This window comes from Natrialba asiatica DSM 12278 (assembly GCF_000337555.1).
GTDB lineage: Archaea > Halobacteriota > Halobacteria > Halobacteriales > Natrialbaceae > Natrialba > Natrialba asiatica.
The window spans coordinates 91201-112333 of sequence record NZ_AOIO01000040.1 but is presented as its reverse complement, the minus strand read 5'-3'; the positions used below and the strand labels follow the sequence as shown (position 1 = coordinate 112333).

Here is a 21133-nt window from a genome sequence, read left to right as displayed (position 1 = left end):
GTTCTCGCCGTTTGTACCCTCGACCCCGTTCGGCGGTATCGGTTACTCGCTGGAACGGACAGTAGTTATTAGAATATAAACACACATGAGTCCGGCCCACACATCGAAACGTATGACAGCACGGACCGAGGAACTACCGAGCGATCGCTCCCCGGACCGCAGTCTCGGGAGTACGCTCGTGTATCCGATCGGTACACTCGGCGCGTTCCTCTTCCTCCTGCAGGGACAGATCCTCTTCTTCCTTGCGGCGATTATCGTCACGTACGTGCTCGCACTTCGAATGGAGCCGTGACCAGTCGTTGAACCGCCGACTCGGCCCGAACTCGTCTCCGCATCGCTTTCGTCGCTCTCAATCGGTCGGACACGCTCCTCCGAACCCTGACCAGTCCGCACGACCGATCTCCCGGACGAGTTCATCGGCCTCGTCCGACCGCGCGCCGAGTCACTGCGAAAACAGACTCGTGTGAACGGGGGCGAACGTTTCGGACGGAGCCGACGAGTTCGACTCGGCGGTGTCCGTGATCGGTCGCCCCGAGAGCCCGTCCGCCAGGAGCGCCGACAGCGGCGGCCCGACCGTCTCGGGTTCGACGAGGAAGGCGTCGTGGCCGTGGTCGGATTCGATGACGTGGTGTGCGACATCGAGAGCGGCGTCGCGAGCCGATTCGGCGAGCGCTTCGGCCTGGTCGACGGTGAAGTGCCAGTCGGCGGTAAACGACAGGAGCAGCAGTTCGCCCTCGAAGGCGGCGAGTGCGGCCGTATCGGACTCGTAACCCGTCGAGAGATCGAAATCGTCCATTGCGCGCGTAAGATAGAGGTAGCTGTTCGCGTCGAATCGGTCGACGAACTTCTCGGCCTGGTAGTCCAGGTAGGATTCGACCTCGCGGTAGGGAAAGAACGCGGCCGCCGGGTCCGGCGGCTCCTCGCGAACCGTTTCGCGGCCGGCCGAGCGCCGACCGAACTTCTGGGCCATCGACGCCTTCGAGAGGTACATGATGTGTCCGAGCTGACGCGCCCGGGCGAGGCCGTCCTCGGGTCCGGTGTCACCGTCGGACGAGTCCGACGAGCCGCCGTTCGTTTCGCTCTCGGAGGCCCCGTAGTAGTGGCCGCCGTTCCAGTCGGGATCGCTCGTGATCGCCCGCCGTGCGACCGTGTCGATCGCGAGACACTGCGCGTCGAGCCGTCCCGCCGTGGCGACGGCGGCCGCCCGGGTAACGTCGTCCGGATACCGCCGTAGCCAGTCCAGCACGTTCATCCCCCCGACGCTGCCGCCGATGACGGCGTGGAGACGACCGACGCCGAGTTCGTCGAGCAGTCGGCGCTGGGCGCGAGTCCAGTCGCCGACCGTCACCGGCGGGAAGTCGGTGCCGTAGGGCTCGCCCGTTTCGGGATTCGTACTCGCGGGACCGGTCGTTCCGTAGCACGAGCCCGGCACGTTCGCACAGACGACGTAGTACTCGGTCGTATCGATCGCCTTTCCGGGGCCGACCACGTCGCCCCACCAGGCCCGCGCCTGCCCCGCGGTCTCGTCTCCGGCGTCCGGCCGGCGCGCGACGTGGGCGCTCCCGGTCAGCGCGTGGCAAATGAGAACGGCGTTGTCGCCGGTGAACTCGCCGTAGGTCTCGTAGGCCACCTCGAGTTCGGGAATCGACTCGCCGGATTCGAAGGTGAACTCGCCGAGGTCGACGGTGTCTATCGTCATGTGCGCGGGTGCCCTCCCGTCGGTGTTCGTGTCGCGGCTTCGATGGCCTGGTCGAGATCCGCGAGGATGTCTTCGGGGGCTTCGATGCCGACGGACATGCGGACGAGGTCGGGCGTCACGCCGGCTTCGTCCTGTTCTTCGGGGGTGAGCTGGCCGTGGGTCGTGCTGGCGGGGTGGATCACGAGCGTCTTCGCGTCGCCGATGTTGGCGAGGAAGCCGGCGAGTTCGACGCTCTCGCAGAAGGTCTTGCCGCCGTCGTAGCCGGTTTCGAGGCCGAACGCGACCATGCCACCGTAGTCGGTCAGATATTTTGCGGCGTTATCGTGGGTCGGGTGCGATTCCAGACCGGGGTGTGTGACCCAGGCCACGTCGTCGTGTTCGTCCAGATACTCGGCGACGACGGCGGCGTTCTCGCAGTGTTTCCCCACCCGAAGCGGCAGGGATTCGAGCCCCTGGAGGGTCTGCCAGGCGTCGAACGGCGACTGCTGATTGCCGAGGCTGCGCAGCGATCGGAAACGGGCCGCGGCGGCGAAGGGGGCCTTGGGGAAGTCCCGCGAGAAGTCGACGTCGTGGTAGGCGTGGTTCTGCCCGGCGATTTCGTCGTAGCCGTGCTCGCCCCAGGGGAACGAGCCGCCGTCGACGAGGATCCCGCCGACCGTCGTCCCCGAGCCGTGGAGCCACTTCGTCGTCGACTCCCAGACCACGTCCGCGCCGTGTTCGAGCGGCCGACACAGCGCCGGCGTGGCGAAGGTGTTGTCCACGACCAGCGGCACCCCGTGCTCGTGGGCGATCGCGGCGACGCGTTCGAAGTCGGGCGTGACGAGCGAGGGATTCCCGATCGTTTCGACGTGGACGAAGGCGGTGTTCTCGTCGATCGCGTCCGCGTAGGCGTCGTACTCGAGCGTCGGGACGAATCGCGGTTCGATGTCCCGTCGCGTCGCCGTCTTCGAAAAGTAGGCCGTCGTCCCGCCGTAGGTATCGGTCGAACAGACCACGTTGTCGCCCGCCTCGGCGAGGATCAGCGTCGCCGAGTCGAGCGCGGCCATGCCGCTACCCGTCGCGACCGCGCCGGCGCCGCCCTCCAGTGAGACAAGGCGGTCTTCGAGGGTCTCGACCGTCGGATTGCTGATCCGCGAGTAGATGTAGCCGTCGTCCTCCAGGGCGTAGCGCTCGGCCGCCGTGTCCGCGTCGGGGAAGGTGTAGGACGTCGTCTGGTGGATCGGCGGCGCTCGCGCACCCGTCTCCGGATCCGCCTCCTGCCCGGCGTGGACGCTTCGCGTACCGAATCCGTCCGCACTGAACTCGGCGTCAGTCCCGTCGCTCGCGTCGTCGCTCATGTTTAGTGTGCATACTACTCCATCCACATATGCGTCGCAGTAACGGCAAAATCCGCTGGCCGTGCTGACACATCGCACGCGGTCCCGCCTCCCGATTCGCCGCGAGACGAGTTCAGCGTCGGCCGCGGACCCTCGTCTAGTCGCTCTCCGCGTCGTGTTCGAGGCCCTCGAACATCGTTTCGACGGCGTCCGATTCCGTTTCGAATCCGAGCGCCTGCGGGTAGACGGCGATGCAGATCACGAAGTCCTCGCCGTGTTCGACCGGTTCGGACACCTGCAGGTACACGTCGACCGTCGTCCCGACGTCGACCAGGCGCGCCTCCGCTACGTACCGATCGACGGTCGTCTCGGACCCGAGTATCGAGAGGGTCGTCTCGTCTTCGAACTCGACGGATTCGAGCCCGTCGTACCGGTTCTGGATCATGGTGACGAGTTCGGCCGTCGAGAGATCGCCGACGGGGTTGAACGTTCGCCCGAGAACGGATACCTGTGGTGTGGTGAGCACCGCAGTAACTGCTGCTTGCGCGCGCGTCAGGCCGAGGCTATCGAGGGCGATTGCGCGGTCGTACTCGGCGTACCAGTTGGTCGCTTCGATCGTCCGCTCGATACCGAACCGGCCGACCGTCCGTTCGACGACGAGTTCTTCGACGGCGTGTTCGTCGTAACCGGTTTCTGCTCGTGCGTCCGCGGAGACGGTTGCCGGCCCCGCCGAAAGCGTTCCTTCGAGCCGCCCGGTGCACCCGGCTAGAGCCGCTGTTGCGGTCGCCCCACCCATCGCCAGCAGGCGTCGACGCGTGTATGTCATCATTCACGAGGTGTCGTCCACTGGTGAAAAGCCGTCGATACGGCTCGTAACCGGACAGTTCGGTGACAGACGTTCGGTCCGGACGAGCCGCTCGGTCGTTACCGGTTGATCCGCGCTCTCTGTGGCGAAACGGACGGCTTCATAGGGCCGTAGTCCGAAGGAGCCAGCGTGCACTCGAGTGATCGTGACCGACTGGTGCTCGCGGGTGTCGTGTTCGCCGTGTTGTTCTCCCAACTGTTGCTCTACCCCGGCATCGGCACGCTCGTCTCCGTGCTGGGCGCGGACACGACGAGTTCGGGACTCACCGCGACGACGCTCGACGCGAGCATGTGGTTCCTCGTCGCCGAGTTCGCCGCCTACGTCGCGTTCGTCGGCGTCTGGGGCGTAGTAAGCGACGTGACCGGTCGGCGAACCCCCTTTATCGTCGCTGGCGCGCTCGCCGGAGCCGTCGGCTACGCCACCCTCGCGGCGGTCCCCGCCCTCGGATCGATCCCCTTCGGTGCCGTCCTCCTCCTGCGGGTCTTCCAGGGCGCGATGACCATCGGCGCGTTCTCGCTCACGATGACCATGCTGATGGATCTGGAGGGCGGCCACGGGCGCAACATGGGCGCGGCCGGCATCGCCATCGGCCTCGGGGCCGCCCTCGGCGCACCGATCGGCGGCCAGCTCACCGAACTCGATCCGATCGCGCCGTTGCTCGTCGCGGCCGGCCTGCTCGTCTGCGTCGGCGCGCTCGTCTCCAGACTCGCCGATCGAACGCCCGAAACGAGCCGGACCGCGCGGGCGCTGCTCGAGGGCGTCCGCCGGCGACCGACGCTGTCGATCCCCTACGCGTTCGGATTCATCGATCGGATGACGGCGGGCTTTTTCGCCCTCGTGGGGACGCTTTACTTCCAGGACGTGTTCAACCTCGACGCCGGGACGACCGGGCTCTTGCTCGCGTGTTTCTTCGCGCCGTTCGCCCTGCTCCAGTATCCGATGGGATCGCTCTCGGATCGCATCGGCCGAACGATTCCGATCGTCGCCGGGTCGGCGTGCTACGGGCTCGGTATCCTCGGCGTCGGCGTCGCCCCGTCGGTACGCACCGCCGCCGTGGCGATGGTCGTTGTCGGCATCCTCGGCGCGCTGGTCTCCCCGGCGACCATGGCGCTCGTGACCGACCTCGCGGCAGAACGCGAGCGCGGCCTCGCGATGGCCGGATTCAACCTCGCCGGCAGCCTCGGCTTCCTCGGCGGCTTTCTCGTCGGCGGCACCGTCGCCAGCACCTACGGCTACGACCCGGCGTTTCTCGTCGTCGTCGGCCTCGAAATCGCCATCGCGATCGTCACGGTCCCGATCTTCGTGCGACTCTCGCTCGGGTCCGATCCGGCCATGGACGGCAGCACCGGACGCGAGACCGGCAACCGCTAATCGCCCCCGTCCGCTCTCGAACGCGGTACCACCCGCCTCCCCCGCACGTCTCCGACGACAGCCGTTTTTATACGCTCCGGGAACGATACGAACAGATACCGATGACAATCCTCGTCGCCTACGACGGCTCGGCCCCAGCACAGCAGGCCGCGGAGTACGCGTTCACCACCCACGCGGACGACGAAATCATCCTGCTGCGCGTCGTCGAAGCCGCGGGCGGCTCGACCGGTGCGAGCATCAACTACGCCCAGGACCTCCTCACGGAGGAAGAAGACACCGCGACCGACACGCTCCGCGAAGAAGCCGCTGACCTCGCAAACAGCGAGAACGTCCAGTTCACGACCGAGACCGCCGTCGGGCGGCCGGACCGGGAGATCGTCTCGTTCGCGGTGGAGAACGACGTCGATCAGATCGTCGTCGGCAGCCACGGTCGGTCGGGCGTCTCTCGAGTGCTTCTCGGCAGCGTCGCAGAGCGGATCGCCCGTCGGGCCCCGATGCCGGTGACGATCGTCCGCTAACGTGGTCGTGCAGCCGGCTGTGAAACTGCGAGTGGAACCCGCTGTCTCCCGACATTACTGCGTGTTCGTCATCCCGCCGTCGACGACGAGCGATTCGCCGTTGATGTACGACGAGAGTTCGCTCGCGAGGTACAGCGCCGCGTCTGCCACGTCGTCGGGCTGACCCGACCGGCGTGAGGGTATCGTCTCGAGGTACCCCGACTCCGCTTCGGTTCCGAAGATTTCGACGTCGTCGGTCGTCATCGTCGTCTCGATCAGTCCGGGATGGATCGCGTTCACGCGGACGCCCTCCGGACCCAGCTTCGCCGCCATCGCGTACGTCAGCAGGCGAATCGCCCCCTTCGTCCCGCAGTAGGTGACGAAATCGCCCGCCCCTTCGAGGCCGGCGATCGACGAGAGATTGATGATGCGGCCGCCGTCCGCCTCGACCATCCGATTCGCCGCCGCCTGCGCCCCGAAGTAGACCCCTTTGACGTTGATGTCCATCATCCGATCGAAGTCGTCCTCGGCGACCTCGAGGAACTCCTCGCCGTGGAAGATCCCGGCGTTGTTCACCATCACGGTCACGCCGCCGAACTCGTCGGCCGCGTCGACGGCGTTCTCGAGGTCGTCGACGCTCGTCACGTCGCACTCGACGAACGTCGCCCCGGCGTCCGTTTCCTCCTCGATTAGCTCGTGCGTCGGCGTGCCGCCCTCGCGCGGCGAATCTCGAATGTCCGCGACGACGACATCCGAGCCCTCCGTCGCGAACTGACGCGCGATTGCACGCCCGTTGCCGCTCGATCCCCCGGTTACAATCGTTACGTCGTCTTCGAGCATCTGCGACTGTGCCATAGCCGACCGTCCTACCACAGCAGTCTGCTAAGTAGTGTCCATCAGTTACCCCGCCAGTAGGTCAGTACATTCGAACCGTCACCGGCCCCGAATTCCGACCCCACTCACGCTCATACTCACACTCTCACTCACCGGTCCGGATCGATAACCTCGATCTCTCCCCGCTGGATCACCGGCTGATGCTCGCAGATATAGGTCGTCATCTCCGCCGTCGCTTCGACGGTGAGACTCGCCGTCTCGCCCCTGTCGGCCACGACACCCGTCGCGAGTTCGTCCACGACCTCCTCGGCCGCGTCGTAAATCGCGAGGTTGTGCTTGACGTTATCCCGATTTTCGCAGGTGAACTCGTACTCCCGGCCCTCGAGGAGCACGAGCGTCGGATTCTCGACGCGGTCGATGTGTGCGGGCTCGACGCCGACCCACCCGCCGACGAAGGCGTCGAGTCGGATCGTCGAGACGGACGCCCAGGTATCGGGATCGGTGTCGTTGGTTGTCGCTTCCGCTACGTCGACGACCGGTTCCGACTCGTCGGTTCCGGCGTCGGCCTCCGCGTCGCCCGTCGAGTCACCGCCTCGTCCGAGACAGCCGGCGCTGACCGCTCCTACAGCCGCCACACCAGTGCGTGCCACGAACGCGCGCCGTCCCGATCGGTTCGAGGCCATTAGCTGGTGGTAGCACGGAGAGTAGCATAAGCCCCAGTCCGCGTCAATCGGAACGTCGTCGCTGCTAACGAATGCAACAGGCACCGCACTCGGACCCTGATCGGCGACGGTGCCTTACCGTGACCCCGAGACGAGTTCGGCGACCAGCTCCGCGACGGTCTCGAGTTCGTCCTCGTTGACCCCGTGGCCCATCCCCTCGTAGATGCGCTCGGTGACGTCCGCGTTCAACTCCTCGAGAACGCGCGCCGTCTCGTGAACTCGCTCCTCGGGAATGTGCGGGTCGACGTCGCTACAGCCGAGGAAGGCGGGCGTTCCGTCGAGGTCGCCGTCGGTGTCCGCGTAGTCGTCGGCTTCGATTTCGTCACCGATGAGGCCGCCGCTCAGCGCCACCAGCCCGCCGTACCGCCGGGGGTTGCGCGCGACGAACTCGCTCGCGAGACAGGCACCCTGGGAGAAGCCGAGCACCAGGATGCGCTCGGTCGGAATCCCGGCGTCGGTCGCCGTCTCGATCGCATTCCGGATCGCCTGCAGCCCCGAGGACCGGCCCGGTTCGTTCGACTCGACGGGAGCCAGGAAGGAGTTCGGATACCACTCGTTGCGCTCGGCCTGCGGTGCGAGGAGGGCGACGCCCTCGCGGTGGACTTCCCGCCCCATCTGGACGATGCTCCGGGCGGTCGCACCCCGTCCGTGAACCAGGATCATCGCGGCCGTGGCGTCCCCGAGTTCGGTGCCGGCCGTGACGAGCGGCTGGTCCTGATGGGGACCGTCGCTCACGTCGCTGGCGTCGCTCATTCCAGACCACCGACGCCCGCGCTCGCGTCGGGCAAGTCGTTCTCGACGACCTCGAGTCCCAGTTCCTCGATAGCCCCGCGGAGGTGCTCGTCCTTGGCGTACTCGGCACCGTCGGACTCGCGCAGTTCCTGGGCTTTCGCCAGCACCTCGCCGCGGCGGTCGTTCGGAATCTCGTACTTGTCCGCCGAGAGTTCGATGACGAGCCCGTTGTTGTCCGTCGTGTAGATCGAGTGGAAGATGCCCCGGTCGAAGACGTTGTACTGGTGACCCGCGTCCTCGAGCGCGGCCATCGTCTCCTCGTACTCGTCGGGGTCGACGCTGAAACAGAGGTGGTGGACGGCTCCGACGCCGCCGCGCTGCCCGCGCCGGTTCGACGGCCGGTCGTCGCTGACGAAGAACGTCAGAATCTGCCCGTCACCCGTATCGAAGAACAGGTGCGTCTGCGAGGGATCGTCGAGATTCGGCTGGCGAAGCACCAGCGGCATTCCAAGCAGGTCGCGATAGAACTCGATCGTGTCCTCGGCGTTGCTTCCCCAGATCGTGATGTGGTCGGTCCCCTGCATGTGGACCGGGCTGTCGGGGCGCTCCGGCGTTACCGGCACTGAACTCGATGGTGTCGTCTCGTCGCTCATGTGGTTACACTATGTTACCGCGACGTATGAAGCCTGCAGAGACGCGGGACCAACCACGTGACATCCATGTTACTAGACCGATAGTCCGAACGGTTTCGCCCCGAGACCGAACGAACAGCGATCTCCTGAACCCGACAGCAGGGGTTCGACCGGCGCACGAACCGCCCCGCCGGACACTACGCTGCCCTGTACTCTCATCGTCGCCGTTTATACAGTTCCGACGCGTACCAGCGTTGAGGCCCTCTCGATCGGCGAATAATTTGTGAACTCGCGCGATCGAGACCGACGCGGTACCGGGAAACCGGCGAGACAACTATGTCAAACTCAGGCCATCACTCCATCTCACGACGATCAGTCGTACGAAGCGGGTCACTTCTCCTCGGTGCGCTCGTTTCCGAATCGATCGGGACTACGCGCGTCTCGGCGCAATCCGGATCCAGGTCTGGATCGGAATCGGAGTCGGAATCCGAGGCTGAATCCGAACCCCAACCCGACTTCCAGGCTCGACTCTACGGAAACGACTTCTACCCTGCTGCTCGCTTTCGCGTGGTCTCTTCCTCTCTCGAATACAAACCCGCCGTTTCGGTTCAGGAAGGCGAGACGTTTCTGGGGGACCTCTATTGGAGCGATTACGACACGCGCCTCATTCGATACGAAAACACGCAGGAACGAGTTCTCTTCTTTCCGCCGTTCGAGGCCGATCTCGACCAGGAGACGACGTATCGAACCGACCGGATACAGTCGACGGACGAACTCGCCGACGGCATCGTCCGTATCGGTTTTCACCGGGACTCGTCGTCAACGGCGTGACCGTCGATGTTTGCTCCCGTCGTTGACATTGTAGTTATCGGAATAGTGATGACAACCGAACGGAATGCTGGACGTATGGCCACCGATCAGAGTTCTCACATTCGACAGGTAGTGATCAGTATCCTCGTCGTCTTTACGGCGATTGGCATTTTCGGCAGCGGGCAGGAAGCGGACAGCGGAATCGTCGTCGCGTGGTTCTGGATGGGAATCGGCTTGGCCGTGACGTATCTTCTCTACCGGTCGGTTGTCGTACTCCAGCGGTTCGAGGCTAGCCGGTAGTCGCTTCCCCTCTCCTCCGCGTGTTTCCATGGTTTCGATCGGTTGGTGAACTCTGTGTTGATCGGTTGATGGACCAGCCGGTCGGCGCTGATTTTTGGCATCGTACAACCAGCGCCAGAACTGAACGGGGCCGATGCACCGACTCTCACGGTCAACCGCCATATTCAACTGCTGAACGGGATCCGGATTCTCAGGATGGCTATCGAATCTCGAATGCGTCGAATTTGGTCGGTAGGAGTCGCCACACGGACTTTCGAATAGAAGTCCAAAACCGATAGTTTTCGCACGGGCACGATGGGATCGGGTGATCTCGGGGTTTGCGACCCTCTTATTGGCGTTCATGGATCTCATAGGTCTGGAAGGTAATCAGTTCGCTGTTCGGCCTGTTCTCGGTCGGAACGACGGTCGTAGTGCCGGTCGAGAATGTCCTCGCTCGCATTGAGTCGATCTTGAACGATTCGCCGAGGAACGTCCTCCCGACGATAGAACGTCACGCGACCACTACGGAGATCGTGAGGTGACCGTCCCGACGGACACTTGCTCGCGTGGTCTAGGTGTGTCGCCTCGCACGTGTCGATGTCGCGGTCGTGCGGGCACGATTCATCACGCCAGCAGGGCCTGGTGACCCGGTAGAGAGTCTTCCGCAACGTGTTCCCTGCAGGACGGCCATACTTTGTTGTAATCAACGGCTTTCGACCGTGGTCGTCGGTGACCTCGGGGCGGTGATACTCGATGTAATCTTCGAGGTAGCGAGCCGTTTTCTCACTGATTCGGTTCCATCGAGTTCCCTTGTCCTGGTTTTTCAGCGGCGTATCGGTTTCCGGACGGTGAACGAAATGGACTGCAGGGCCGGAGACGCGCGGATGAGAACCATCGAGGTCGAGATCACGAAGGTCGAGCCCACGAATTGCACCGCTTCGCGCTCCCGTTCGCCAGAGGAGCATTACGATGATGTGGTCCCGCGAACCGGGTTGTGCGCGTTCGAGGTATTCGAGAATCTCGATTGCCCGTTCTGGGGCCAAGGTCGAATCCGATACGTCCTCACCGTTCTTCATCGTCGGTAGCGTGACCTGCTCGTACAGCTCCGGTTCTACGGCATCGATGTTCGCCGCGAATCGAAGGAAACGGCGAACCGACGCAAGTTGGCCCTTAAGAGTGACCAACTTGATCGGCTCACGATCGTCTCCCTGGCCCTCGCGACGCCATGTTCGGTATCTGTACAGATCCCGCCCGGAGAGATCGTTCAAATTCTCTATTTCGTGTTCATCGCAGAACTGCACGAACGCACGCAGTCGATGTTTCTCGCTTCGGCGAGTCGACTCTGCGTGCTCGTCGAGCATCGCGTCGTGATACATTTCAACAGCCTCGTGTGGAGCGATTGGCTCGAGTTCGCCAGCGCTCATCGATGCACCTCGAGCGCGCAGCTACAGCGATGGTCAGAAGATGCGATACGCTTACCGTGGTTGCGTGTCTGGTTCGTCATGGTCTCACACTTGTGGGACCGCGGACTCACCGTGCGCGCCGTTGATTGGTTCTCGGGGGCGCGCGCGGTCGCTGTCCGTCGGTAGATTAGAGCGAAGGGACTGATGATTCTTAGTCGTTGCAGGGTCGTTTCCAATTCTTTCCGATAAATCAGTATTCCTGAATTTCGGCTATTCTGGACGCTCTCGAACGTTTCCGATAATTTCCGATAATTTCCGATTCCGTTTCCGGAAGTGTTTCCGAACTCGTTTGACTCGGCCGTGGGCTGTGGGCCGCGGTCTGGTCGATACCGTCGATCGGGGGCTTTATCCACCGTTGCGTCGAGCAATTGCATGCTTCCGTACCTGATCTACGGGAGCCAGGCGGGCCGGTGCCCTTACACCGGGTCCGCGTTCTTCCAGCGACCCGACCGGGCAGCGGCGGGTCCGTCTGGCTTCCGTCACCAGCACCGAAACATCGTGTCTACTTATAATTAACCGACCGTACGTTAATCTACAGTGAACCGAATGTTGCTATCAATCACGGTAACCAGTATTGATAAAATGCTCGTATCACACCTATCTGTATGCGAAGACCGAGGGTTTCGTGGATGACGCAGGCTGATGACCGCATTCTCGAAACCCTCTCAGACAGCAGCCTTATCCTCTCGCCGCGAGTTCTTGCGGTCAACACCGACTACTCGCGGCACTACCTGAGCACGCGGCTCGGAAAATTGCGCGACGCTGAACTCGTCGATCGCATCGACGAGGGGCTGTATCAGATCACTGATCGCGGGCGCGCATATCTCGCAGGAGAACTCGACGCCGAAGAGCTAGAAGAATAGATCCGGGCACTTGGTGCAGCTACGCTCTCGCTTGTAGAAGCCGGTTCAATCGTACTACCGAACTGTGCCGAGCGACCGAGCTGCGTCGGCCGAGATCGTGATCGATTCGGCGTTCCGTTTGACCCCACCGCCTGCAATATCGTTGATGAGCGCCGCCAGACTCGAGAGGTACGAGTCGTTGCGTTCTTCGATGATCGTCAAGGTGTCCTTCCCCTCGTGATGGACGGCACGGTTCTCGAGATAGGCATAGACGAACGTCTCGCGAACCTCCTCAGAGCCGACCACGAGATAACTTGGTAACGAGAGGTGCTGGTTGGTTTTCGGTCCGACGGGAGCACCGAGTACGGCGAGTACGCGCCCAAGGACAGTCTCGTCCGCTGTTGGACGAGCCTCGTCAGCGCGGCCGTCCCGATCGTCGATGATCTCGTAGTCGACGCCGACCAACTCGAGTGCGTCGATCACGTGCGAGTCCGCACCGTAGTGGTTCAGCGCGAACGAGGGTCGATAGTACTGTTCGGCAATCGCGCCGCCCGAGAAGATATTCGCAACCAGTGCGTTCAGCCCGGCGAACACATCGTCGTTGGGCGTGCACTTGAGCCACCCATACTCGCGTGCGGTGTCGATCCCGCGGACGACATCCGGTGCCCCACTGTCGTCGATCCAGGTGCGAAGCCGACCACGCGGAAGATTCAATGCCGACGCGGTAGCGCCTGAACCGGCGTCGTGTGTGTTCGCATAGCGGGTTGCCTCGCGGTACTGCTCGACCGCTTCCCACGCGTTCTCGTAGGCCCCGCCGTCGTAGGTGCGCGCGAGATCACGGGCGGTCACGAACACAGTCTCAGTCATGTACAACTCGTAGGACTGAACTGGCTTTGGTATTGCCGTTCTCTCGTCAGATTACCAAAACGCAAGAAGGCGTCGGTTCAAGGTGGTGCTGTAGGGTTTCTGCGGGACATTGATTATCAGATCTGAAACCCATGAAGTTCCTGATGTGATCCAAAAGCGTACACTATCGATTAGTTATATATACCGGTACTCCACTGGTTGCTATCAGCACCAGAAGACGACGAGAAGACGACGATCGAGGCTACGATCTCCAACCCCCTCGAACGTCACCGGGTTCCTACCAGGGTATCCGGAATAAGTCTTCTCACCGTTGGTGGGTGCGTAAACAAAGCAAACAATGGACCTTACAAAATATCGCGCCAAGCTGATTGGCAACGAAGAAGAACGCGCAGTATCGCCCGTTATCGGGGTCATCCTGATGGTCGCGATCACCGTTATTCTCGCAGCTGTGATCGCAGCATTTGTGCTGGATATGGGTAGTGGACTTGATGATGAGCCTCGTGCAAGCGTAGATATTGAAGGCGATGGCACGCCAACAGTCGAAGTACAATTAACTAATATGGATAACTCAGATGGTGTCGCCGTTGTTGACTCCTCTGGAGCAGTCCAAGACACATTTGTGGCAACTGGTGGTTCGGCAACGTATGATGGGTCTACACTCGCAACTGACGCAGATTATACTGTGCAAGCTTTCCAAGGTGATGAGAGTGATGTGAGTGGTGCATCTAATATTGAGGATGCTGCCGCTAGTAACGCTATTGTTGGCGAATTCACTCTCACTAGCTAAACCTATCAATTAACATTGTTTTTTTAGCACCTTAAGCGGATCAGAGCGAACGCCCATTCATTGCTCTTCTAACAAGTTCAAGACGCCATTCTCCGTCGTCGACGTGGCGAATGTGGATGTGATGCTCGTCTCGTAGGTTACCGTTCTCATCGAGCAGTCCCTCAATTCGAAGATCGTCCTTTGGAAGCGTCACACCGAGCGAGTTCTGATCTAACTGTCGGAGTTTGTTCAGCGCCATATCCGGCGGGCAACCCGCCTTCGTATAAAGGTTGGTGACTATCGGCGATACCAAGGTGTCACCAAGGCCGTGCCACGGTTTTGCTGAGGTTTTCGTGCAGGGGGGTTCGACGCGCTGAGGTATGGCACTAAGCCTACCGCAGAAGTACGTTCCCGACTCGGTTCGTCGGGAAGACGGTATCGACCTAACAGATAGCGTGCTTGCACCAATCTTCGTCTTGGCATCGTTCTCGATCGGGGCGGTCGGCACGCTCGAGTTCAGCGAGCCGCTGAATCTCTCGCTGGCAGACGCGCTCTATGCAGCCCACGGGACGGAGGTCACCTATGCGTTCGTCATTTCGATGACCGTGCTGGTCGTCGGGTGGCTAACCAACGAGAACACGCCTGAGGACTACACGGAGGTTGAGACGGTCGTGATGCTTCTGGCGGTGATTCTGAACGTGCTCGGGGCACTCGTTCCAGCCGTCGCAATCACGCTCGAGTCGATGTGGTACGTCGGCTGGTTCACCGTCTTCCTGAACGGAGCCGCGTTCTACCTGATCGCCTACAAGTAACCGATTCGGAGGCTTACAATGCAATTTTCAAAAGCACATACGGTCGCAGTCGTCGCAGTACTGGCACTCGTCACTATTACGGTCGCTGGCTTCTCTGGGGCCGCTGCAGCCCAGAACAGCGATCTCGATGAGGTCGAGAACCGCACTGTCGAAACGAGCAACGAAACCGAATACGTCGAAGCCGATATCGTTTTCTCAGATACATTTGAGAACACGAGTTCTGAAACGGCCGAATTGACGATTTACGAGGAGTCTGCGTACAACCAGAGTGGAACCAGCGCGACTCCCGTTTTGGAAGACTCGTGGACTGCCAGCCCCGGAGACAACGTGACGAGCGAGTTCAACCTGTCCGACACCTCGGTTGATTTGAGCCAAGAGAGCGAGTATCGGGCGATCCTGACGGTGAGCAACGAGAACAACGTTGACAGCGCCTACGTCGCGGCCGATGACGAGTCGATCGGCGGCGGCTGGTTCGGTGGCGGGCTCGACGGCTCGCCTGGCTTCGGTGCGGTCGCGGCGATCGTCGCGATCGGCGTGGCGCTGGTTGCTCGTCTGCGCGCGGGGGGTGCCTGATGTCGGCCGGCCCACAGCCCACGGATCACGAGGTTGTCCCCGGCTGCTCGCTCACTCGTCGGCAAGCACTCCAGGCCGCGGCCGCGGTCGGCGCGGCGTCGATCGGGACGGCGGCCTCGAGCGGCACCGTGGCCGCGGATGGGGGCGTTGTTAACGGACTGAAAGAGGCGGTCACAAAGGCGGCAACGACCGTCGCGATATCGAGCAATCCAGCCAGCCTTGCTGTGTTCGTTGGTGCGATTGCCGTCAATGAGCTACAGAATTCGGTTAGCACTTCGATTTCTGCAGATCGGCATATTCTCCATCAGCATGTCCATAACGAGATTGAGTGGATGGATTCACATCTCGTTAATTTTGGAAACTATATGCAAGATACCCGTCCGATCGCTTCGCTTGAGGCGCGTCACGGGATGGCAACCGCGTGGGAAGATGGAGAGAACTCAACGACTGCCTATGACTACGCTTTACAGCGGATTCGGCAGTACTACGAGCTTCCTGAGTTCAATAACCTGCACGTTGGCAATAAGGCGCTCTTGCAGTTGATGTATATCCATAAGAACGGGATGGAAACAAGTGATCCATATCCGGTGACTGGAACCGCGTATATCGACGGAGTTCAGTCTGACAGCTGCCAAATGCGGTTTACGGATGCTGGTGACACCCAGACTGTTAACTGGGAGTTGCACGACGGCACGGTTGTTGACGAAAATGCGTTCGATGATATCGATCATATCGATGGAGCGGACGGTGTTCCTGAGTCTCCTGTCATCGAGTTTCGGGACTTCGACACTGGTGACATGCTGCATTCGCAGCCCATTACGCAGGACGTTCTCGACAGCTACGATCCGGAAAGCCATCCGCTGCATGGCCAAGGTCAAGTGACGTTCACATCTGATGACGGCACGCAGTACGTGACCGATCTCAGGTTCGGAGTTCAGAACGTTGGTGACGCGAGCGAGGACCCGTCTCTTGGCGCGCAGCGAGCGTTTGACGGACTCGCGTGGCTCGATCTCCATGATCGGATTTCGACGCTCTCGGACGATGTTGTATCTCGATACGACCAGTCGTTTATCGAAGACATTTATGGAGAGTTAGATGCGGGGAACATCACGCCCCAACAGGTCCGATCTCCCGAAGGGATGGCGCGGTTCTTGTCGGGAACCGATGACCCGGCGAACGACCGTTTCCAGATAGCGTGGATGCAACAGTTTGGCTTCGCACGCGCCGACATGTCGCAGGTGCGCGGAATGGCAGTCAACTGGACTGGATCGACTGATTCGTGGGTCGACTCCGATCCCAACCTCGACGCCCGGCACGTATACCCGGCTGCGAAAGTCGAGAACAAACGCTATGACGGTGTTCTGTTCGCTAGTGATGTCCCCGACTCGGGCCTCGAATCCGGTGGCCAGTATGCGGTCGGAACGATAGCCTACTCGGGGTGTGGATCCAACACACTCCATGCGTTCGACGCTCTCACCGGGGAAACCTGCTGGTCGCAAAGCCAGCCGTCGACGGTCATGGGCGTGGCGACTGTCCCCGGACAGGACCTACTCTTTACCGTTAATGGGACATCGGACGGCGCTATCCGGGCGATTGACCCGACGGACGGTACCGAGAAGTGGACCGTCACCCCGTTCAGCAGTACCATCCCGAAGGCTCTCGTAGCAACGTCTGACGCGGTGATTGTCTCGGCCTCCGGTGCATCGACGATCGCGTTCGACGTATCGAGTGGTGATCAGATGTGGTCGTCAAACTCGGCAAGCGACAGCCTCTCGCTCTCGCCTGATGGCGACACACTTCTCGTCCCCGACGCATCGGTCGTCGCGCTGTACGCCAATGACGGCACCGAACGCTGGACATACGGAGGCTTGCCGAACAACGCAACTAGCGCTGCGATCTCCCCGGATGGCAACACAATGGTTTGCACCGGCACTGCCGAGGCACATGCGCTCGCACTACCGGATTCCGGCGGGCCGACGACCAGCGACCAAAAGTGGATCAAAAACAGTTACACCAGCAACACTGCGCTGGCGGCTGTGACGAACGAATACGGTATCGTTGCGCTCGCGAACGGTGACCTGTTCGCTTACACGCTGTCGGACGGAACTCAACAGTGGCAGTCCGGGGCTGGGAGCGGAGTCAACGTCCTTGATATCTCCCCTGATGGCAGCTATGTGTTCGAAGGCAACGATGCCGGAACTACCGTCTTCGACGTGGCGGACGGGACACAGGTTTACAGCTACAACCCGGATTCGGCTACAACGTTCGGTATCGCGTTCTCTGTGACTGATCCTGTCGACGGGATGATCGCGAGGTCGATCATGTTCGACGAAGGCACTGACGATCGCGACGGCGAGGGTCAAATCGACCTGTGGAACGGCGTCGTTGAAATCGGTGACATGTGGGATGCCAACGGGGACTCCCTTACTCACGTTTCCGACCAAACGATCGCAGACATTGAGGCACTTAGTGGGACGCCCGACTCGATCGACACGGTGGTTGCGGACATGGATCAGTTCGATAGTCAGGAGGACATCATGTACACGCGCGACGTGCAGTCGATTCTTGAGCATTACGGCGTTGAGGGCCAAGAAGGGAACGTAACGACCGAGGAACCTGATTATTCGAGCCCAGAATATGACTCGTTCGACTCGAGTGAGTACGCGGAGGAAATGGCTGCGCTCGAAGAGAAGATCGACCAGTTAGAATCCGAGCAGGGAAGCGGTGGCGACGGTGACGGCGGTCTGGGACTCCCGAACTTCGGATTTGGTGACGGGAGCGGTGGCGTCGTCGGACTCGCGATTATTGGCGTCGTCGTGCTCGCTGTCGTCGGGTTCGTGACCGACCTGATTCCAGGCGTGGGTGAGTGAGATGAGACGGATTTTCGTTTTCGTCAGCGTGGTAGCGGTGCTGCTCGCGATGGGCATGGGCGTGGCGACCATCCCGATCGCGGCGCAGGAGGACCCCGGCAACGCGAGCGACCAGGGCAACGAGTCGCTCGAGGACAGCCAGACGACAGCCGAAGCGACCGACGACTATCTGCAAGAGATCGACAGCGGCACTCGAATCACCGACTGGGAATACGCGCCAGGAATGTTCACGATCGAAATCGAGGCGGAATCGGAAACGGAAGTATCGATGACCGAAGCCGGCGACTTCGAAGAGGGGACGGGGAGCTTCAACTACCAAGAGACGGAGTTAGCCGAGGGATCGAATACGATCACGATGCCGGTCACCGATCGGCAGGGCGCGGGCGTCGCGATCGCGACGCGACGGTCACTGCAGCAGGGGACCGGCGCGTTTGTAAGCGCGGGCACAGCCGAACAGAATCCGTTCAGGACGTTCGGCGGTGAATCCGGGCTGTTCACGGGCGTTATCATGACGACCGGACTCGCGGCACTCGGGGCCGCATACGTCGTCCGCCAGGAGGAAAACGGAGTGATTGAAGCATGAGCGGAGACACGAGTTCAACGTTCGGCGGCTGGTCAGACCGGTTGACCTACCTGCTCGCAGAAGGGCAGCTGCTCGTCGCCGGCCTTGCAGTTTCACTCGGCGCGGCGCTCATCTGGATTCAGCCCGAGATTCCAGGAATCCCACCTGTTGCCAGAGGGATCTTCGCGGCAATGCTACTGCTTGGGCCGCCGCTGCTCGGGCTGTTCATCACCGGAGCCAGGAAGCTCCGCAATCGGCACATGGAGCAAGTGTACCACATCAATGGTGTTGACGATACCAGACGGAAGCTCTACGTCGCACCCGAGGTGTGGTCTGAGAAGACCGTTGAAGGCCCGTCTCCCTACGTCTGTAACGATGGCGACGCCTACGAGGTGCGCGAGTTCACCTATCACGAAGACACGGATCAACTCGTCGTGCGCGGGTGTTACTTCAGCCAACTCGCGGATTCGAAACTTGTCACGACGAAAGCCATGCTCGAGGACATTCACGGCGACCTCGTCGACGCCTTTCTCGAGTACAATCGACTCCGCGGCCGCATTTCGAAGATGGGGCTCGAGATCCAGCGCGACGTGATCAACGAGGAAGCGGAAGCCGACGAACGCGGGCTGATGAACCCGAGAACCACAGTCAAGGACCATTTCGAATCGGCTAAAGACGACGCCGAACAGCGCGATATAGACGAGATTCAGGACATGACCGAGTACGTCACCGAGTACACCGACGAACACGGCCCACGAACCCCAGTCCCGACCGAGCAACCAGGCGCGGCAGCAACCGATGGGGGCACCGATGAGTGACGAGCAGGACAACTACACGGTCGGTGGCTTTCGCGAGTACCAGCGGAACAACCTTGAGCCTGATCCCGACGAGGTGCTTCCACACTCGGGATTCGTTCGAGACGAGCAGATCGACCGCCAACTCACCGTGCGGGCACTGCACCACGATCCCGACCGGTGGCAAACTAAGGCCGCGAAGGACTACCTCAGCGTCGGCAAGAACAAGCAGATCCTCCAGGCCGAAGGTGGCCATACTGCGCGCCAGGCGCTCGAAAACGGCGACACGGTGACGCTCAAGCACTATATCGGCGACCCGAGCCAACAGGCCGACCTCGCAGGAATCAAAGCCGTCACTCGGCTGCAGGAGATCGTCGCCGGCCCCGCACCCGTGATCGTGCTGCTCGGCGAAATGGGCGCGGGCAAGACCGACTTCGCTGGGCTGTTGGGCCAGCTCCGTGAGCGCTGGGTCGACGGTAATCTACTCGTCGGCAGTAACATCCGAACGCTGGATCGCCTCGACAGTTGGGTGCGAGACGACGGCAGCGTGGAAGATGGCTGGATTCCACACTACCCGCTGCTCGAGGAGTGGGTTCAGCAAGACGGTGATCCAGTTACGAACTCGCAGCAACCGAAGCTATTCATCGGCGACGAGTTCTCGACGAACGCTTCGGGAACGGGTGCAGACGGGCACAAAGTCCGCCAGAAAATGGGACCACTGGTGTTCAAGATCCGCAAATACGGCGGCGCGCTCATCTATATCGGCCACGACGAATCGTCGATCCACCCGCTGCTGTGGCGCGTCGGCACGATAATCAAAAAGACCTCGCAGAAGACCGCGGTCGTCGCCGATCGCGTCTCGGGCGGGAAACTCGTCGATGTCGATCCGCGGCCGCTCGAGGGCATCCCGCCGACCGACTGGAACTTTCACACCCAGGACGAAGCCGATTGGTCCTGGAACGCACCGAAGGGTGACGAGAAAGATGGTGATGCAATCGCTGAAGAAGACGTGAAACGCGTCGCCGCCTGGACGATGGAGGAGTGTCGACGCCAGGGAATGTCCGCGCGCGAAACCGCCGAGTTCGTCCCCTACAGCCACGCTACCGTCTCAAATTGGTGGAAAGACATCGATGAAGGCGGCAAGCGAGCAGACTGGGTTAACACAGTCGAGCAGGTGATCGCATGACGGCGTCGGGGTATCAACCTGTAAAGCGCAACCGACCCCCCTGTAGTCATGGGCGGCGCGGTCCGACAGGACCGCGTCCCCGCGGCCCATCGCGTCGCTCGTCGAGTTCGAGTCTCGGCCGGCGCAGGAGTATATATAGTGGCGCGCGATGCGCGTGGTCCGCGTGAACCGCTCGAAGCGAGCCAACCACTTCGGCACGATCGTCGAGAAGCGGGTGGCCGAGAAACGTCGGTTTGAACTCGAGCGTGCCAGTTGGCACGACGCCAGGTTCGGCAACGGCACGCCCGTCGAAATCAAATCGACGATGCACGAGCATTCGAACGGCCAGCCCGGAAACTGGAAAATCTATCGTGAATACCACGAGAAGCTACGGCGACATGACGGGTGGTACTGTTTCGTCGTCTATCGTCCACATGGGCGATCGGGACTGACGGTCCTTCAGGATAAGATGGTCCGCGCCTGTGACCTCCCGCTACTCCGCTGGCACGGTGGTGGCGATCACCGCGGCACTCAGCAGGCAAAAATCTCGATTGACTCAGTTTTCTAACTAATAGCACAGATTCACAGCTATCAGTAGAGGGGATCATAGAACGAGTCGCATGGCCTTCATTTCTCTCATTCTGTATAGAATAGATGGTCCC

The 21133-nt window shown here is 61.5% G+C and carries 24 protein-coding genes; 14 read left to right on the top strand and 10 right to left on the bottom strand.

What is annotated here, in order from left to right:
• Positions 1-112 precede the first annotated feature (112 nt).
• Positions 113-292 carry a hypothetical protein gene (locus C481_RS18130; protein WP_049904754.1) on the top strand — a complete coding sequence of 60 codons (180 nt, stop codon included), beginning with the start codon at positions 113-115 and terminating at the stop codon, positions 290-292.
• A 150-nt stretch (positions 293-442) separates the two neighbouring features.
• Here the strand turns inward: C481_RS18130 and metX are convergent, their stop codons facing one another.
• From metX to C481_RS18115, 3 genes are all read right to left on the bottom strand, one after another.
• The gene (metX, locus tag C481_RS18125; protein WP_006110778.1) at positions 443-1699 is read right to left on the bottom strand and encodes a homoserine O-acetyltransferase MetX; all 1257 of its coding nucleotides are present in this window, start codon (positions 1697-1699) and stop codon (positions 443-445) included.
• The gene (locus tag C481_RS18120) at positions 1696-3036 is read right to left on the bottom strand and encodes an O-acetylhomoserine aminocarboxypropyltransferase/cysteine synthase family protein (protein WP_006110777.1); all 1341 of its coding nucleotides are present in this window, start codon (positions 3034-3036) and stop codon (positions 1696-1698) included. Before C481_RS18120 ends, metX begins: the two co-directional genes overlap by 4 nt.
• 136 nt (positions 3037-3172) lie before the next feature.
• Positions 3173-3841 carry a DUF6517 family protein gene (locus C481_RS18115; protein WP_241434712.1) on the bottom strand — a complete coding sequence of 223 codons (669 nt, stop codon included), beginning with the start codon at positions 3839-3841 and terminating at the stop codon, positions 3173-3175.
• A 168-nt stretch (positions 3842-4009) separates the two neighbouring features.
• On the opposite strand from C481_RS18115, the gene C481_RS18110 reads away from it, so the two are divergent.
• Together C481_RS18110 and C481_RS18105 are read left to right on the top strand one after the other, a co-directional pair.
• Positions 4010-5251, top strand: coding sequence for an MFS transporter (locus C481_RS18110; protein WP_049904753.1), 1242 nt, complete (start codon positions 4010-4012; stop codon positions 5249-5251).
• A gap of 101 nt (positions 5252-5352) precedes the next feature.
• Entirely contained in the window at positions 5353-5769 is a 417-nt protein-coding gene (locus C481_RS18105) for a universal stress protein (RefSeq protein ID WP_006110774.1), read from the top strand.
• 54 nt (positions 5770-5823) lie between these two features.
• Here the strand turns inward: C481_RS18105 and C481_RS18100 are convergent, their stop codons facing one another.
• The 4 genes from C481_RS18100 to C481_RS18085 all read right to left on the bottom strand — a co-directional run bounded on the left by C481_RS18100 (position 5824) and on the right by C481_RS18085 (position 8689).
• The gene (locus C481_RS18100; protein WP_006110773.1) at positions 5824-6603 is read right to left on the bottom strand and encodes an SDR family oxidoreductase; all 780 of its coding nucleotides are present in this window, start codon (positions 6601-6603) and stop codon (positions 5824-5826) included.
• A 128-nt stretch (positions 6604-6731) separates the two neighbouring features.
• The gene (locus C481_RS18095; protein ID WP_006110772.1) at positions 6732-7265 is read right to left on the bottom strand and encodes a hypothetical protein; all 534 of its coding nucleotides are present in this window, start codon (positions 7263-7265) and stop codon (positions 6732-6734) included.
• Between the two features lie 114 nt (positions 7266-7379).
• The gene (locus C481_RS18090) at positions 7380-8057 is read right to left on the bottom strand and encodes an alpha/beta hydrolase (RefSeq protein WP_006110771.1); all 678 of its coding nucleotides are present in this window, start codon (positions 8055-8057) and stop codon (positions 7380-7382) included.
• Positions 8054-8689, bottom strand: coding sequence for a VOC family protein (locus tag C481_RS18085; protein ID WP_006110770.1), 636 nt, complete (start codon positions 8687-8689; stop codon positions 8054-8056). The genes C481_RS18090 and C481_RS18085 overlap by 4 nt, the downstream gene beginning before the upstream one ends.
• A gap of 315 nt (positions 8690-9004) precedes the next feature.
• On the opposite strand from C481_RS18085, the gene C481_RS18080 reads away from it, so the two are divergent.
• The gene (locus tag C481_RS18080) at positions 9005-9499 is read left to right on the top strand and encodes a hypothetical protein (RefSeq protein WP_006110769.1); all 495 of its coding nucleotides are present in this window, start codon (positions 9005-9007) and stop codon (positions 9497-9499) included.
• 75 nt (positions 9500-9574) lie between these two features.
• Positions 9575-9778, top strand: coding sequence for a hypothetical protein (locus C481_RS18075; protein ID WP_241434711.1), 204 nt, complete (start codon positions 9575-9577; stop codon positions 9776-9778).
• Between the two features lie 347 nt (positions 9779-10125).
• On the opposite strand, the gene C481_RS18070 is transcribed toward C481_RS18075, so the two are convergent.
• Complete coding sequence (locus C481_RS18070) at positions 10126-11181, bottom strand: tyrosine-type recombinase/integrase (RefSeq protein ID WP_006110767.1); 1056 nt, start codon at positions 11179-11181, stop codon at positions 10126-10128.
• A gap of 668 nt (positions 11182-11849) precedes the next feature.
• On the opposite strand from C481_RS18070, the gene C481_RS18065 reads away from it, so the two are divergent.
• On the top strand, positions 11850-12083 hold the full coding sequence (locus C481_RS18065; RefSeq protein ID WP_006110766.1) for a helix-turn-helix domain-containing protein: 234 nt from the start codon (positions 11850-11852) through the stop codon (positions 12081-12083).
• A 54-nt stretch (positions 12084-12137) separates the two neighbouring features.
• Here the strand turns inward: C481_RS18065 and C481_RS18060 are convergent, their stop codons facing one another.
• A complete protein-coding gene (locus tag C481_RS18060) occupies positions 12138-12929 on the bottom strand; it encodes a hypothetical protein (protein ID WP_006110765.1) in 792 nt (263 codons plus the stop codon).
• A 337-nt stretch (positions 12930-13266) separates the two neighbouring features.
• Here C481_RS18060 and C481_RS18055 point away from each other — a divergent pair, with 337 nt between their 5' ends.
• Positions 13267-13716, top strand: coding sequence for a type IV pilin (locus tag C481_RS18055; RefSeq protein WP_006110764.1), 450 nt, complete (start codon positions 13267-13269; stop codon positions 13714-13716).
• 40 nt (positions 13717-13756) lie between these two features.
• Here the strand turns inward: C481_RS18055 and C481_RS18050 are convergent, their stop codons facing one another.
• Entirely contained in the window at positions 13757-13954 is a 198-nt protein-coding gene (locus C481_RS18050) for a hypothetical protein (RefSeq protein ID WP_006110763.1), read from the bottom strand.
• Between the two features lie 121 nt (positions 13955-14075).
• Here C481_RS18050 and C481_RS18045 point away from each other — a divergent pair, with 121 nt between their 5' ends.
• The 7 genes from C481_RS18045 (at position 14076) to C481_RS22780 (ending at position 21039) form a co-directional block, all read left to right on the top strand.
• Positions 14076-14507, top strand: a complete 432-nt coding sequence (locus C481_RS18045; RefSeq protein WP_006110762.1) for a hypothetical protein — start codon at positions 14076-14078, stop codon at positions 14505-14507.
• 18 nt (positions 14508-14525) lie between these two features.
• Positions 14526-15080, top strand: a complete 555-nt coding sequence (locus C481_RS18040; RefSeq protein WP_006110761.1) for a hypothetical protein — start codon at positions 14526-14528, stop codon at positions 15078-15080.
• The gene (locus C481_RS18035; RefSeq protein WP_006110760.1) at positions 15080-17950 is read left to right on the top strand and encodes an outer membrane protein assembly factor BamB family protein; all 2871 of its coding nucleotides are present in this window, start codon (positions 15080-15082) and stop codon (positions 17948-17950) included. Before C481_RS18040 ends, C481_RS18035 begins: the two co-directional genes overlap by 1 nt.
• Before the next feature lies 1 nt (position 17951).
• Complete coding sequence (locus C481_RS18030; RefSeq protein WP_049904752.1) at positions 17952-18533, top strand: hypothetical protein; 582 nt, start codon at positions 17952-17954, stop codon at positions 18531-18533.
• A complete protein-coding gene (locus C481_RS18025) occupies positions 18530-19330 on the top strand; it encodes a hypothetical protein (protein ID WP_006110758.1) in 801 nt (266 codons plus the stop codon). Before C481_RS18030 ends, C481_RS18025 begins: the two co-directional genes overlap by 4 nt.
• The gene (locus C481_RS18020; protein WP_006110757.1) at positions 19323-20492 is read left to right on the top strand and encodes a P-loop NTPase family protein; all 1170 of its coding nucleotides are present in this window, start codon (positions 19323-19325) and stop codon (positions 20490-20492) included. Before C481_RS18025 ends, C481_RS18020 begins: the two co-directional genes overlap by 8 nt.
• Positions 20493-20640: 148 nt before the next feature.
• Entirely contained in the window at positions 20641-21039 is a 399-nt protein-coding gene (locus C481_RS22780; RefSeq protein WP_006110756.1) for a hypothetical protein, read from the top strand.
• The last annotated feature ends 94 nt before the right edge of the window (positions 21040-21133 follow it).

Bases quoted from the DNA above. Each gene is read 5' to 3' on its own strand.
- C481_RS18070 (WP_006110767.1), bottom strand. From the start codon at position 11,181: ATGAGCGCTGGCGAACTCGAGCCAATCGCTCCACACGAGGCTGTTGAA.
- C481_RS18115 (WP_241434712.1), bottom strand. From the start codon at position 3,841: ATGACATACACGCGTCGACGCCTGCTGGCGATGGGTGGGGCGACCGCA.
- C481_RS18095 (WP_006110772.1), bottom strand. From the start codon at position 7,265: ATGGCCTCGAACCGATCGGGACGGCGCGCGTTCGTGGCACGCACTGGT.
- C481_RS18080 (WP_006110769.1), top strand. From the start codon at position 9,005: ATGTCAAACTCAGGCCATCACTCCATCTCACGACGATCAGTCGTACGA.
- C481_RS18090 (WP_006110771.1), bottom strand. From the start codon at position 8,057: ATGAGCGACGCCAGCGACGTGAGCGACGGTCCCCATCAGGACCAGCCG.
- C481_RS22780 (WP_006110756.1), top strand. From the start codon at position 20,641: ATGCGCGTGGTCCGCGTGAACCGCTCGAAGCGAGCCAACCACTTCGGC.
- C481_RS18060 (WP_006110765.1), bottom strand. From the start codon at position 12,929: ATGACTGAGACTGTGTTCGTGACCGCCCGTGATCTCGCGCGCACCTAC.
- C481_RS18030 (WP_049904752.1), top strand. From the start codon at position 17,952: ATGAGACGGATTTTCGTTTTCGTCAGCGTGGTAGCGGTGCTGCTCGCG.
- C481_RS18040 (WP_006110761.1), top strand. From the start codon at position 14,526: ATGCAATTTTCAAAAGCACATACGGTCGCAGTCGTCGCAGTACTGGCA.
- C481_RS18105 (WP_006110774.1), top strand. From the start codon at position 5,353: ATGACAATCCTCGTCGCCTACGACGGCTCGGCCCCAGCACAGCAGGCC.
- C481_RS18130 (WP_049904754.1), top strand. From the start codon at position 113: ATGACAGCACGGACCGAGGAACTACCGAGCGATCGCTCCCCGGACCGC.
- C481_RS18035 (WP_006110760.1), top strand. From the start codon at position 15,080: ATGTCGGCCGGCCCACAGCCCACGGATCACGAGGTTGTCCCCGGCTGC.
- C481_RS18020 (WP_006110757.1), top strand. From the start codon at position 19,323: ATGAGTGACGAGCAGGACAACTACACGGTCGGTGGCTTTCGCGAGTAC.
- C481_RS18100 (WP_006110773.1), bottom strand. From the start codon at position 6,603: ATGGCACAGTCGCAGATGCTCGAAGACGACGTAACGATTGTAACCGGG.
- C481_RS18085 (WP_006110770.1), bottom strand. From the start codon at position 8,689: ATGAGCGACGAGACGACACCATCGAGTTCAGTGCCGGTAACGCCGGAG.
- C481_RS18045 (WP_006110762.1), top strand. From the start codon at position 14,076: ATGGCACTAAGCCTACCGCAGAAGTACGTTCCCGACTCGGTTCGTCGG.
- C481_RS18055 (WP_006110764.1), top strand. From the start codon at position 13,267: ATGGACCTTACAAAATATCGCGCCAAGCTGATTGGCAACGAAGAAGAA.
- metX (WP_006110778.1), bottom strand. From the start codon at position 1,699: ATGACGATAGACACCGTCGACCTCGGCGAGTTCACCTTCGAATCCGGC.
- C481_RS18050 (WP_006110763.1), bottom strand. From the start codon at position 13,954: ATGGCGCTGAACAAACTCCGACAGTTAGATCAGAACTCGCTCGGTGTG.
- C481_RS18120 (WP_006110777.1), bottom strand. From the start codon at position 3,036: ATGAGCGACGACGCGAGCGACGGGACTGACGCCGAGTTCAGTGCGGAC.
- C481_RS18065 (WP_006110766.1), top strand. From the start codon at position 11,850: ATGACGCAGGCTGATGACCGCATTCTCGAAACCCTCTCAGACAGCAGC.
- C481_RS18075 (WP_241434711.1), top strand. From the start codon at position 9,575: ATGGCCACCGATCAGAGTTCTCACATTCGACAGGTAGTGATCAGTATC.
- C481_RS18025 (WP_006110758.1), top strand. From the start codon at position 18,530: ATGAGCGGAGACACGAGTTCAACGTTCGGCGGCTGGTCAGACCGGTTG.